The following is an 11972-nucleotide window of genomic DNA, read 5'->3' as shown; positions in this document are numbered from 1 at the left end:
ACCCGCACCGGGGGCCGCCAGGCCCCCTCGCCTCCGGCCACACTCACGCCCTCCTCCACGGCTTTCCTCCGCCCTCACCAGGTCCAGGCCCGTCCCGGCCGCACGTCCCGCCTCCGTGCGGCGGTCACGCCCGCTCCCCCGCCGGGACGGACAGCTCGATCTCCGTCCCCGACGGCGAGGAGGTGATGGCCGCCGTGCCGCCGAGGTCGGTCACGCGCCCCCGGATCGAGCGGGCGACGCCCATGCGTCCCTCGCGGGCCGCCTGCTCCAGCCGTCCGTCGGGGATGCCCGGCCCGTCGTCGCGGATGGTGACGACCACCGCGTCGTCGTCCTCCTCCGCGAGTATCCACGCCCGGGTGCCCTCCGGGCAGTGCCGTACGACGTTGTCGAGGGCCGCGCCGACGGCCGCCGCCACCTCCCGGGCGGTCGCGGCGGGCAGCATCAGCGGCGTCGCGGGCGCGGACACGGTCACCCGGGCCGTGCCGTACGGCCGCAGCAGGTCGCGCAGGTCGGCGTACGGCTCGGCCCCGGCCCCGGACTCCGCGCCCGGGCGGCTGGGCAGGCTGGGGCGGCGCTCCGCACGCGTCCCGCGCGCCGCGAACGCCGGTCGCAGGCGTCCGCGCAGGCCGGTGGGGGCGAGATCCGGCGCCCGCGTGATGGGCGGGGCCTGCACCAGCGCCCGCAGCGCCGCCTCCTGCTCCCCCGCGAGCCTGCCCAGTTCGGCCGCCTCGCCGCCGATCTCCGCGCCCCGGCGCTGCACGAGGGCGAGCACCTGGAGCACCGAATCGTGGATCCCGCGCGCCAGGCGCTCCCGCTCCCGGCCCGCGGCCTCCATCAGCACGGCGCGCCGCATGCGCTCCTCCGCCTCCCGCGCGAGCCGGGCGACGTGCCCGACGACCACTCCGGCCAGGAACAGCAGCACCGCGCCGTTCACCTGCAGCGAGGCGAGCTCGACCCCGCTCCCGCTGCGCAGCCACAGGTCGGCCGCCGACACGACCGCGGCGGCGGCCGCGCCCGCGCGGCGTCCTCCGGCCACGCCGTACGCGAGGACGGGCCCGGCCACCCAGGTCGCCGTCAGCGGCATCACCCCGGCCGCCGCGTCGGCGGGGCCCTGCGCGTACGGCGTGGCCAGCAGGCAGGCGACCGTGACGAGGAGGTCGGCGGCCAGCAGCGGCGCGCGCCGGGCGGCGGGATACAGGGCGAGCGTGGCGGCCGTCCAGACGGCCATCACCCCGATGACCGACCAGGACACGACCGGACGCGCGTACCCTCCCGCCCCCAGCACGAACAGCACCGCGTACGCGAGCGACGCGACGCGGTAGACCGCGATCGCCCGCCAGAACGGTCCCTCGATGCCCATCGCGCGGCGCCCTCTCGTGACTGAGCCGGGAGGACCGGCCCCTCCGCTCACATACTGGGCGATCCCGGCCGGCGATCCGGCGGGTTCCGGCCTCTCATGCGTACGGCTCCCGCGCAGCGACGCGGGAGCCGTACGGACGGACGGTGGACGGCCCGCCGGAGCGGGCCGTCACGGATCGGCGGGCCGGCCGATCGGCGGGATCAGCCGAAGAAGACCTCGGCCTCCGAGTAGCGGGAGGCGGGGACCGTCTTGAGCTCGGAGGTCGCCTCGTCGAGCCCGGCACGGACGATGTCGGTGCCGCGCAGCGCGACCATCTTGCCGAAGTCGCCGTCGTGCACGGCGTCGATCGCACCGAGGCCGAAGCGGGTCGCGAGCACCCGGTCGTAGGCGGTCGGAGTGCCGCCGCGCTGGATGTGGCCGAGGACCGTGGTGCGGGCCTCCTTGCCGGTGCGCTTCTCGATCTCCTTGGCCAGGAGCTCGCCGATGCCGCCGAGACGCACGTGGCCGAACGCGTCGAGCTCGCCGGCCTGGAGCGCCATCTGGCCCTCCATGGGGTGGGCGCCCTCGGCGACGACGATGATCGGCGAGTAGCGGGTCTTGAACCGCGACTCGACGTAGGAGCAGACCTTGTCGATGTCGAACGGCTTCTCCGGGATGAGGATCACGTTGGCGCCGGCGGCCATGCCCGCGTGCAGCGCGATCCAGCCCGCGTGGCGGCCCATGACCTCGCAGATCAGCGCGCGGTGGTGGGACTCGGCGGTGGTGTGGAGCCGGTCGATGGCCTCCATCGCGATGTTCACCGCGGTGTCGAAGCCGAAGGTGTAGTCGGTCGCGTTGAGGTCGTTGTCGATCGTCTTGGGCACGCCGACGACCTTGACGTCACGGTCGAACAGCTGCTTGGCGACGCCGAGGGTGTCCTCGCCGCCGATCGCGATGAGCGCGTCGACGCCCTGCGCGGCCAGGTTCTCCTTGATCCGCTCGACACCGCCCTCGATCTTGATCGGGTTGGTGCGGGAGGACCCGAGGATCGTGCCGCCACGCGGCAGGATCCCGCGGACGGCCTGGATGTCGAGCGGCATGGTGTCGCCCTCAAGGGGCCCACGCCAGCCGTCGCGGAATCCGACGAACTCGTGCCCGTACACGCCGATCCCCTTGCGGACGACGGCGCGGATCACCGCGTTCAGACCGGGGCAGTCGCCGCCGCCGGTCAGGACTCCAATACGCATGACGGGTATTCCTCCATCTTGGATACGCGGAATGGCGCGGCCGGGCCCGACGCAGACCCCGGTGCTCACCGCACCGCATTCTGCCCAAGCCTCGCGACAATGGTCTAGACCAACAAGAGAGGCTACGCCACCCGGCCGACCACGACCAAAACAGTCTCGCACGGCGAGACCGCACCCGCCGGGAGACCCGTCTTCCCAACCGTACGCGGCGGCTCTATCTTTGACTGGGTCAAGCATTTCCTTGAGACGGGCAACTAAAATGGACATAGTGCCGCAAGTCCGTGCGTTCAACCGCTTCTACACCTCCGTCATCGGGGTGCTCGGCGCCGGGATGCACGACACCCCCTACTCGCTGACGGAGGCGCGGGTGCTGTTCGAGCTGGGCACCCGGGAGCGGGCGGCCGACGCGGCGGACATCAGGGGCATGCTCGGCCTCGACGCCGGTTATCTCAGCCGGATCCTGTCCAGGTTCGAGACCGACGGGCTCGTCTCCCGCGAGAAGTCGCCGGAGGACGCCCGCCGCCAGGTCGTACGGCTCACCCCGAAGGGCCGGGAGACCTTCGCCATGATCGACCGGCGCTCCGCCGTCGAGATCGAGGCCCTGGTCGAGAAGCTCGCCGACCCCGAACGCCGCCGGCTCGTCTCCGCGATGGACACGGTCAGGCGCCTGCTGGAGCCGCCGGCCGCGCCGCGCGAGCCGTACGTGATCCGGCCGCCGCGGCCGGGCGACCTCGGCTGGGTCGTGCAGCGGCACGGGGCCCTCTACAGCGAGGAGTACGGCTGGGGCGCGTCGTTCGAGGCGTACGTCGTCAGGATCCTCGCCGCCTACGTGGACGATCACGATCCCCGGCGGGAGGCGGGCTGGATCGCCGAGGTCGCGGGCGAGCCCGCGGGGTGCGTCTTCTGCGCGCGCGAGGACGAGACCACGGCGCGGCTGCGCCTGCTGCTCGTCGAGCCGTCCGCCCGGGGCATGGGGATCGGCGGACGGCTGGTCGAGGAGTGCCTGCGCTTCGCCGCCGCGGCCGGATACCAAAGGATCAACCTTCTGACCCGGGACGTGCTGGTCAGCGCCCGCCGGATCTACCAGGCGGCCGGGTTCACCCTGGCCGACAGCTATCCCGGCGAGGAGTCGGGCATCCCCATCATCGAGGAGATCTGGACCCGCGACCTCTGAGTGAGCCGCTGGTGCCCGGCCGGCTCAGGCGCGTACGAGGTCCTCGAACGGCCCGGTGATCTCGACGGTCACCGGCACCGCGCCGGACCCCTCGGCGGGCGGGCGGCAGGAGAAGTAGAGCCTGTCGCCCGCCGGGGACATGGACGGACCCGTGACCGTCCAGCCGTCCGGCATCCGCAGGAACGGCACCACCCGGCCCTCCGCGACGAGGACGACCTCCTCGTCGTCGCCGCCCCCGGCTGTCGTGGAGCCCCCGCGTGGCTGGGTGGGGGTGCCGAGAGCGCCGGGGGCGTTCCCGGTCCCGAGGGCGCCGAGGTGGGCAGGAACGCCTGGGATCTCGGCGAGGCCAGGGGCGGCGGGGCCGCCAGGGGTGCTGGGGGCGTGGAGAACATGAAGGCGCTCGGACCTGGCGTCGTAGGCCCATATGCGGCCGTCGTCCTCGCCGACGAACCGCAACACGCCGTCGTGGTAGTGGCAGGCGCCGCCGCCCGCGAACCGCCGGGCCTCCTTCACCTGGTCACGTACGGGCGCGCGGGACGCGGCCGGGGAGGGCACCGGCTCCCACTCCACGGCCTCACCGGGAGCGCCGGTCATCACGTCGAGGACGCCGGTGGTGAGGTCGCCCCAGTCGTCGGGGCGGAACCGGTACAGGCACCCGTCCGGCTCCTGCTCGGTGAGGTAGACGAACCCCCGGCCGGGGTCGCAGACCATGCCCCCATGGGTGAACAGGCCCATCGCGAGCCGGGGCATCGGAGCGCGCAGGCCGTACGGGTCGCATTCGAAGACCGTGCCGTGCGGCGTCCGCTCGCCCGACAGCCAGGTGTCCCACGGGGTCGCGGCGCCGGCCCCGTTCCGGTCCGCGCCGGACAGCACCCGGTAGCCGCTGCGCAGGCTCCCGTCCGGCGCGAAGCGCAGTGCGGTCACACCGCCGAGCAGCGGCAGCGCGCAGTTGGACACGTAGATCCAGCCGTCGCCGTCCGGGAAACATCCGCCCCCGTCGGGCGCGGCGTGCCACACCACCCCGCCGGCACGCTCCCCCGACGACGCCACGATCCGGCCGATGAACCCCGGCGGCAGGCCACGCGACATGTGCCGCGCCAACAGGCCGGCCGCGTCGCTCCGCTCGGGAGGCTCGCTCTCACCGGCCCCGTACGGGTCGCCTCCGTGAGGGAACGCCGTACGCCAGAGCGATCCCGGCAACGCCGACACGGCCGCCGACAAGGAAGTACCCCGCACCGCTGACCCGCCTTCCCGACCTGCCCCTGGTCATGCCTTCGGTCATGCATCCGGTCTACTTCGGCCCGCCCTGACGGGCGGTGTCGCCTCACCTGCGGGCCGCCGGGACGGAACGCACGCCTTCTCACGCCGCCCCGCCCGGGCACCGCCTGGGGGCCCTGAGCGGCTCGTGACCGTGCCGCCTGACGCCGCCCGCTTTCCCTACCCCGCCTGGATCGCGTCTGACCGGGTCTTTCTCTCCCGGGCGGCGGGTCGCACACGCGGACGCCCAGTGGATCGGCAACGCGTGAACGACGAGGGAATGGACATCTCCCATCGAGGCGAACGCTCCGAGAACCCTCTCTACCACCCGAAGCAGGATGCGACATTGACAGTGTCATCGTGACAGTGTCATCGTAGAGGCATGAGCGGGACCTGGACGATCGTTGAGCTGGCGGAGCGGGCGGCGGACCTGCTCGGATCCGAGCCGCGCGTCAACGGAAGGGTCCGCGAGGTGCCCAACGAACGGCTCATCCGCTGGTATACGACGATCGGCCTGATCGATCCGCCCGCCGCCCGGCGCGGCAGGCTCGCCCTCTACGACCGCCGCCACCTGCTCCAGCTCGTGGCCGTCAAGCGCCGCCAGGCGGAAGGGCTGTCCATCGCCGCCATCCAGGCCGAACTGGCGGGCGCGACCGACGCCATGCTCCAGCGGATCGCCGGGCTCACCGAGGTGCCCCGACCGCAGGCCGGCCCTGATCACACCCTCGCCGAACCGTCCGAACCGGGAACGACCCAACCGGGAGCGGCGGAGCCGGAGCGGTCTTCGGCCACCACGGTCCCCGACGTGGCACGGCCGACGGACCGGAAGCGGTTCTGGGCCCGGCCGGCCGGCTCCACCCACTTCGATCCGGCGGGCGCCGGTCCCACGGACGCCGGACGCGGTGATCCCGTCCCGGCGCCGCGTCCCGGCACCGCGCCCGGCTGGTCCGGCACGCCGGACCTCCACACCGTCATGACGACCGTCACCGGCGAACCGGCGGGGGGCCTTCCGGGAGACGTCCTGTTCGGCGTCCGGCTCGCGCCCGGGGTGACGGTCCTGCTCGAATCGGCCCACCGGATGCCGGGCGGCGACGAGACGGCCACGCTGCGCCGGGCCGCCGCCCCGCTCCTCGCGGCGCTCGGCGCGCTCGGCCTGGCCGGGCCCTTCGAGGACGCCGAGACCACGACGACCTGGAATTCACCGGATTCCGACACACGCAAGGGGATGACTCCATGACCGTTCCCATCACACCTCTGCGGCCGGAGGAGTGCCGGCCGGTGCCGCATGCCGGGCTCGGCGCGCTCGAGACCGAGAAGGGCAACCTCCCTCTGGAGAGCGTGGACGTCACCGCCCGTCTCACCGGGCTGGTGGCCGGTGTCGAGGTCGTCCAGACCTTCCGCAACCCGTTCGACGTGTCGCTTGAGGCGACGTACGTCTTTCCGCTGCCGCCGCGAGCGGCGGTCACCGCCTTCCGCATGGAGGCGGACGACCGGGTGATCGACGGTGTGCTCAAGGAGCGCGGCCAGGCGCGGGCCGACTACGACCGCGCGCTCGCCGAGGGAAAGCGCGCGGCGATCGCCGAGGAGGACCGGCCCGACGTGTTCACGATCCGGGTCGGCAACATCGTCCCCCGGGAGCGCGTGGTCGTCCGGCTCACGATGAGCCAGCCGCTCCCGTACGAGGACGGCGCGGCCGAGTTCCGCTTCCCGCTGGTCGTGGCGCCGCGCTACATCCCGGGGGTTCCCCTGCCGGAGCCCACCGCGGGCGACGGCGTGGCGCCCGACACCGACGCGGTGCCCGACGCCTCCCGCATCTCGCCGCCGGTCCTGCTGCCCGGGTTCCCGTCCCCGGTACGGCTGTCGCTCACGACGACCATCGACTCCGCCGGGCTCGGCCTGCGGGAGGTCCGCTCCAGCCTGCACGAGGTCGAGCGGGAGGGCGACACGATCACACTGCGGCCCGGCGAACGGCTCGACCGCGACTTCATCCTGCGCCTGGCGTTCGACGCCTCCTCGTCCCTCGCCCTCGTCCCGGACGCCCTGGCGGACGACGCACCGAGCGATGTGCCCGGCGAGCTGAGGGGCGGCGTACCGGAGCGCGCCCCCGGCGGACCCTCCCGCCAGGGGGCGCGGGCAGGCGAAGCGGTGCGCGAGGCAGCGGCGGCCGGAGGGGAAGCGGGCGGTGCCCCGGGAACCTCGGAGGGGACCTTCGCGCTCACCCTCCTTCCTCCGCCGGAGGGATCGGCACGATCCGCGCCCCGGGACGTCGTCCTGCTGCTCGACCGTTCGGGCAGCATGACCGGATGGAAGATGGTGGCGGCGCGCCGCGCCGCGGCCCGCATCGTCGACACGCTGACCCGGCACGACCGGTTCGCCGTGCTCTCGTTCGACTCCGTGGTCGAGCGCGCGTTCCCGGGTGGCCTGGTGGAGGCGGTCGACCGCAACCGGTACCGCGCCGTCGAGCATCTCGCCGGGCTCGGCGCCCGTGGCGGCACGGAGTTGCTCGCCCCTCTTGAGGAGGCTCTGCGCCTGCTGGACGGGCGCGACGACGACCTCTCCGGCGAGCCCGCGCGTGATCGCGTGCTCGTGCTGGTCACCGACGGCCAGGTGGGCAACGAGGACGAGATCCTCGAACGCGTCGGCTCCCGGCTGGGCGGCACCCGCGTCCACACCGTGGGCATCGACAGGGCGGTGAACGCGGGCTTCCTCGGGCGGCTGGCCCTGCTCGGCTCCGGCCGCTGCGAACTGGTCGAGTCGGAGGACCGGCTCGACGAGGCGATGGAGCACATCCACCGGCGGATCGGCTCGCCACTGGTGACCGACGTCTCCGTGCGGGCCGACGGCGTCGATCTGGTGGCCGGCACCGTCACGCACGCCGGTTCCCTGTACGCGGGGGTCCCGCTGGTCGTGACCGGGCGTTACCGGGGCCGGCCGGCGGGGGCTCTCACCGTGCACGGCCGCACGACCGACGGACGTCCCTGGGAGGAGCGTGTCGAGGGCCGTCCCGCGCGGGACGGCGCGGCGCGGGCCGTGTGGGCGCGGGCGCATCTGCGCACCCTGGAGGATCGGTACGCGGTGGGAGACCGCTCCCTGGAGCAGCAGATCGTCGACATCTCGCTCCGCTTCGGTGTGCTGTGCCGGTTCACGGCGTTCGTGGCCGTCGACACCCATGTGACCGCTGAGGGCGCTCCGGAGCACCGCGTCCTCCAGCCGGTCGAGCTGCCGAGCGGGTGGGAGATGCCGGCCGCGATGCCGATGATGGTGGCCGGTGCGCCGATGATGGCCAAGATGGCCGCCGTCACGAGCAGCACGGCGGACGCGCCCATCGGGGCGGCTCCTGGCGCCCCCGGCGCTCCCCCGCCGAGCGCGCCCTTCGCCGCCGCGCCGCCCCCACCCCTGTCCCCCGCCCCGCCTCCGGTGGGGGGCGAACGGGGCGGGATGGGCGGCAAGGCGCGGCTGCCCCGGGGGCTGTCCGCCGGAGGCTTCCTGTCGCGCCGCGGCCCAGCACCTGCGGCGATGACGAACCTCGACGGCGTACGGCCCCTGCTGACCGAGGAGCTCGCGCGACTGGGCCAGGCGGAGTCGCTGCCGGAGCAGGAGCGCCGGCGCTACCTGGCGGATCTCGCCAGCCGCCTGCGGGTCGTCGCCCAGATGGTGGGAGATCACCCTGATCTCCTCGCGCTGGCAGCCGACCTCGACAAGGCCGAGTGGGCCGACAGCTCGCTCGACGACCTCTGGCGGCGGACCGCCGATCTGCTGACCGCCCTGGTCGGCGGCCCCGGCGAGGGTGGGCACGGCAAGGGTGAGCACGGCACCGGTCACGGCGAGGGTAAGCACGGCGCCGCAGCGGAGAAGGAGGGCAGGCGCCCCTTCTGGAAGCGGTCCTGACGCCCTCTGAGTTCCCGGGGCGCGCCACCACCGGTGACCCCGGGGCCCGCCATCACCGGTGACCCCGTGCGCGTCCCATCGGTGATCCCAGCGCGCCACCACCGGCGGCCCCGGGTGCGTCCCATCGGTGATCCCGGGGCGCGCCATCACCGGCGATCTCGGAGCACGCCGCCACCGGTGAGCCCGGGACGGACGGCCCCAGGACGGACGACTGTGGCCGGGACACCGGCGGAAGCGCCGGGCCCGGCCACAGGGTTCGCTGTGAGCGAAGTCCTACGAAGGTTCGGGTAGACGGATGACGTCGGACGGCGGGGTGGGCACGGGACGCCGGGGCTCCCTCACCCCGCCCGTGTCGGGCCGATCGTCCCGTCCACCTGCGGGGACGCGAGACCGGCGGCGCAGCAACCGATTGACGAGCTCTTTAAGCCCCATACCTGGCGAACGTAGTAGATCCACGAGCGGTTCCGACAGAGAACCGGCGTCCGCTTCGGGCGAACCTCCTGACGGCTCGCGAATATGAAGCGCGTAGTGTGCCGACATGCATCCGATGGTCCTCGACGGCGGTCTCGCGACGCACCTGGAGTCCCTCGGCTGTGACCTGAGCGACGACCTGTGGTCGGCCCGGCTCCTGGCCGACGATCCCGGCGTCATCCGCCACGCGCATCTGGACTACTTCCACGCCGGCGCCGACGTCGCCACGACGGCGAGCTACCAGGCCAGCGTCCCCGGCTTCGTACGGCACGGCCTGTCTCCGCGGGAGGCCCGCGACCTCATCCGGCTGTCGGTGACGCTGGCCCTGCAGGCAAGGGACGAGGCCGGGCACGGGCTGGTCGCGGCGAGCGTGGGCCCCTACGGCGCCTACCTCGCCAACGGCGCCGAATACACGGGCGACTACGACCTGGACGAGGACGGTTTGGCCGAGTGGCATCGCGAACGCTTCGGCCTCCTCGCCGGCGCCGGGGCCGACCTGCTGGCCTGCGAGACGATTCCCTCGCGGGCCGAGGCCCGGGCGCTGGCGCGGCTCCTGCGCGAGACGCCGTCCGTGCGTGCCTGGATCTCCTTCTCCTGCCGGGACGGCGAGCACATCAGCGACGGGACGCCCTTCGAGGAGTGCCTCGCGATCTTCGCCGGGCTCCCCCAGGTGGTCGCCGTCGGCGTGAACTGCACGGCCCCCCGCTTCGTGCCCGACCTGGTCAGGCGCGGGGCCACCGTCGTCTATCCGAACTCGGGTGAGAGGTGGGACCCAGTGAACCGCCGCTGGCTCGGCCTCGCCGACCCCGTGGAGTTCGGCGAGGCGGCGGCCGGGTGGGTCTCGCTCGGCGCCAGATTTGTGGGCGGCTGCTGCCGCACCACTCCCGCCCACATCCGCGAGATCCGGGCCCGCCTCACCTGACGAGCCGCCGACGGACGATTCGCCCCGTCCGACTCCTGGTCGGCCCGGGCGAGAGCCCGGGCCGGCACTGTCAGGCCGCTCCGGCCTGGGTCTGGCCCTCGCCGCCCCGGGACGCCAGCGGGATCTCCTTGAGGAACAGGGCCACGACCAGCGCGGCGACGACGAAGGGCAGGCTGGTGAGGAACACGTCGTCGATCGCGTTCGTGAACGCGACCAGCACGTGGTCCTTGACCGGCTGCGGCAGATGCTGGATCGCCTGCACGTTGTCGGCGTTCACGTTCCCGGGAGGCATCCTGCCGCCGAACTCCGCGGCCAGGTGGTGGGCGAGCCGGCTGGTCAGGACCGCACCCATGATCGCCGTGCCGATGGCGGCGCCCATCATCCGGAAGAACGTCGCCGAACTGGTCGCCACGCCCATGTCGGCCCGCTCCACCGCGTTCTGGATCGCGGTGACGACCGTCTGCATGGTGAACCCGAGCCCGGCGCCGAAGAAGTAGGCGTAGATCGCCACCTGCCAGTACGGCGTGTCCACCCGGATCGTGGACAGCAGCCACAGGGCCACCAGGAGGACCGCCGCGCCGAGGATCGGGAAGATCTTGTAGCGGCCGGTGCGGCTCATCAGCTGGCCCGAGGTGATCGACGTGGAGAAGATGCCGACCACCGCGGGCAGCAGGGCCAGGCCCGACACGGTCGGCGACATGCCCTGCACCGCCTGCAGGTAGACCGGCAGGAAGATCATGCCGCCGAACATCGCGAGCCCCGCGAGGAAGTTGAAGCCGTTGCCCACGCTGAAGATCCCGTTGCGGAACAGGCGCATCGGCAGGATCGGCTCGGGCGCCCGCAGCTCCACCAGCACGAACAGGGCCGTGAACGCCACGAACGCGGCGAGCAGGGCCAGCGCGCCGGGGGCCGTCCAGCCGAGCTTGTTGCCCGCCCAGTCGAGGTAGAGCAGGAAGCACGACACGGCGGCCACGATCAGCGTCGCGCCGAGGTAGTCGATTCGGTGGCTGCGGCGCACGGTGGGCATCTTCAGCGCCACCGAGGTCACGATGAGCGAGATCACCCCGATCGGCAGGTTGATCCAGAAGATCCACCGCCAGCCCGGGCCGTCGGTGAAGAACCCGCCGAGCAGCGGCCCGGCCACGCTGGAGGTGCCCCAGACGGCGCCGAAGTATCCCTGGTAGCGCCCGCGCTCACGCGGCGGGATCACGTCGCCGATGATGCTGAACGCCAGCGACATCAGCCCGCCGCCGCCGAGGCCCTGCAACGCGCGGAACGCGATGAGCTGGCCGATGTCCTGGCTCAGCCCGGCCAGGACCGAGCCGAGCAGGAAGATGCCGATCGCGGTCTGGAAGATCACCCGCCTGCCGTACAGGTCGGAGATCTTGCCCCACAGCGGGGTCGCCGCGGTCGAGGTGAGCAGGTAGGCCGTGACCACCCAGGAGAGCTTGTCGAGGCCGCCGAGCTCGCTGACGATGCGCGGCAGGGCCGTGCCGACGATGCTCTGGTCGAGCGCGGCCAGCAGCATCCCGGCGGCGACCCCGGAAAGGACGATCAGGATCTGGCGGTGGGGCAGGTATCCCGGCGCGGCCTGCTGCTCCTCGCGGACGCTCATGCCGCGCGCCCCCGTGACACGGCGGGCGACGTCGACGTGCGGCACCTGTGTGCTGGCTC

Annotated in this window: 8 protein-coding genes; 4 read left to right on the top strand and 4 right to left on the bottom strand. The window is 73.3% G+C overall.

Going from position 1 to position 11972, the window contains the following annotated elements; translation table 11 throughout:
• Positions 1–124: 124 nt before the first annotated feature.
• Positions 125–1360: a MacS family sensor histidine kinase gene (macS, locus tag F5972_RS09270; RefSeq protein WP_150933003.1), complete on the bottom strand. Its 1236-nt coding sequence runs from the start codon at positions 1358–1360 to the stop codon at positions 125–127.
• A 200-nt stretch (positions 1361–1560) separates the two neighbouring features.
• Positions 1561–2586 (bottom strand): 6-phosphofructokinase, encoded by a 1026-nt coding sequence (locus F5972_RS09265; RefSeq protein ID WP_117409215.1) that lies wholly within the window; start codon positions 2584–2586, stop codon positions 1561–1563.
• Positions 2587–2845: 259 nt separating this feature from the next.
• On the opposite strand from F5972_RS09265, the gene F5972_RS09260 reads away from it, so the two are divergent.
• The gene (locus tag F5972_RS09260) at positions 2846–3760 is read left to right on the top strand and encodes a bifunctional helix-turn-helix transcriptional regulator/GNAT family N-acetyltransferase (protein ID WP_150933002.1); all 915 of its coding nucleotides are present in this window, start codon (positions 2846–2848) and stop codon (positions 3758–3760) included.
• A 24-nt stretch (positions 3761–3784) separates the two neighbouring features.
• Here F5972_RS09260 and F5972_RS09255 read toward each other — a convergent pair whose 3' ends face one another.
• Positions 3785–4996: an alkaline phosphatase PhoX gene (locus tag F5972_RS09255; protein WP_225311301.1), complete on the bottom strand. Its 1212-nt coding sequence runs from the start codon at positions 4994–4996 to the stop codon at positions 3785–3787.
• Between the two features lie 403 nt (positions 4997–5399).
• Between F5972_RS09255 and F5972_RS37080 the strand changes: the two genes are divergently transcribed.
• From F5972_RS37080 to mmuM, 3 genes are all read left to right on the top strand, one after another.
• Positions 5400–6254, top strand: coding sequence for a helix-turn-helix domain-containing protein (locus F5972_RS37080; protein ID WP_191910035.1), 855 nt, complete (start codon positions 5400–5402; stop codon positions 6252–6254).
• Complete coding sequence (locus F5972_RS09245; RefSeq protein WP_225311300.1) at positions 6251–8905, top strand: VIT domain-containing protein; 2655 nt, start codon at positions 6251–6253, stop codon at positions 8903–8905. Before F5972_RS37080 ends, F5972_RS09245 begins: the two co-directional genes overlap by 4 nt.
• A 538-nt stretch (positions 8906–9443) precedes the next feature.
• Positions 9444–10298 carry a homocysteine S-methyltransferase gene (mmuM, locus tag F5972_RS09240; RefSeq protein WP_150933001.1) on the top strand — a complete coding sequence of 285 codons (855 nt, stop codon included), beginning with the start codon at positions 9444–9446 and terminating at the stop codon, positions 10296–10298.
• A 70-nt stretch (positions 10299–10368) separates the two neighbouring features.
• Here mmuM and F5972_RS09235 read toward each other — a convergent pair whose 3' ends face one another.
• Positions 10369–11913 (bottom strand): MDR family MFS transporter, encoded by a 1545-nt coding sequence (locus tag F5972_RS09235; RefSeq protein WP_150933000.1) that lies wholly within the window; start codon positions 11911–11913, stop codon positions 10369–10371.
• Positions 11914–11972: the final 59 nt, after the last annotated feature.

The organism is Microbispora cellulosiformans (genome assembly GCF_008728085.1).
Lineage (GTDB): Bacteria > Actinomycetota > Actinomycetes > Streptosporangiales > Streptosporangiaceae > Microbispora > Microbispora amethystogenes.
Note: the sequence above shows the minus strand (reverse complement) of the source record. Positions and strands in the feature narration are given on the sequence as shown.

What these genes read in the sequence shown, in the direction of transcription:
- F5972_RS09245 (WP_225311300.1), top strand. Translation starts at nt 6,251, where the DNA reads ATGACCGTTCCCATCACACCTCTGCGGCCGGAGGAGTGCCGGCCGGTG.
- F5972_RS09265 (WP_117409215.1), bottom strand. Translation starts at nt 2,586, where the DNA reads ATGCGTATTGGAGTCCTGACCGGCGGCGGCGACTGCCCCGGTCTGAAC.
- mmuM (WP_150933001.1), top strand. Translation starts at nt 9,444, where the DNA reads ATGCATCCGATGGTCCTCGACGGCGGTCTCGCGACGCACCTGGAGTCC.
- F5972_RS09235 (WP_150933000.1), bottom strand. Translation starts at nt 11,913, where the DNA reads ATGAGCGTCCGCGAGGAGCAGCAGGCCGCGCCGGGATACCTGCCCCAC.
- F5972_RS37080 (WP_191910035.1), top strand. Translation starts at nt 5,400, where the DNA reads ATGAGCGGGACCTGGACGATCGTTGAGCTGGCGGAGCGGGCGGCGGAC.
- macS (WP_150933003.1), bottom strand. Translation starts at nt 1,360, where the DNA reads ATGGGCATCGAGGGACCGTTCTGGCGGGCGATCGCGGTCTACCGCGTC.
- F5972_RS09260 (WP_150933002.1), top strand. Translation starts at nt 2,846, where the DNA reads ATGGACATAGTGCCGCAAGTCCGTGCGTTCAACCGCTTCTACACCTCC.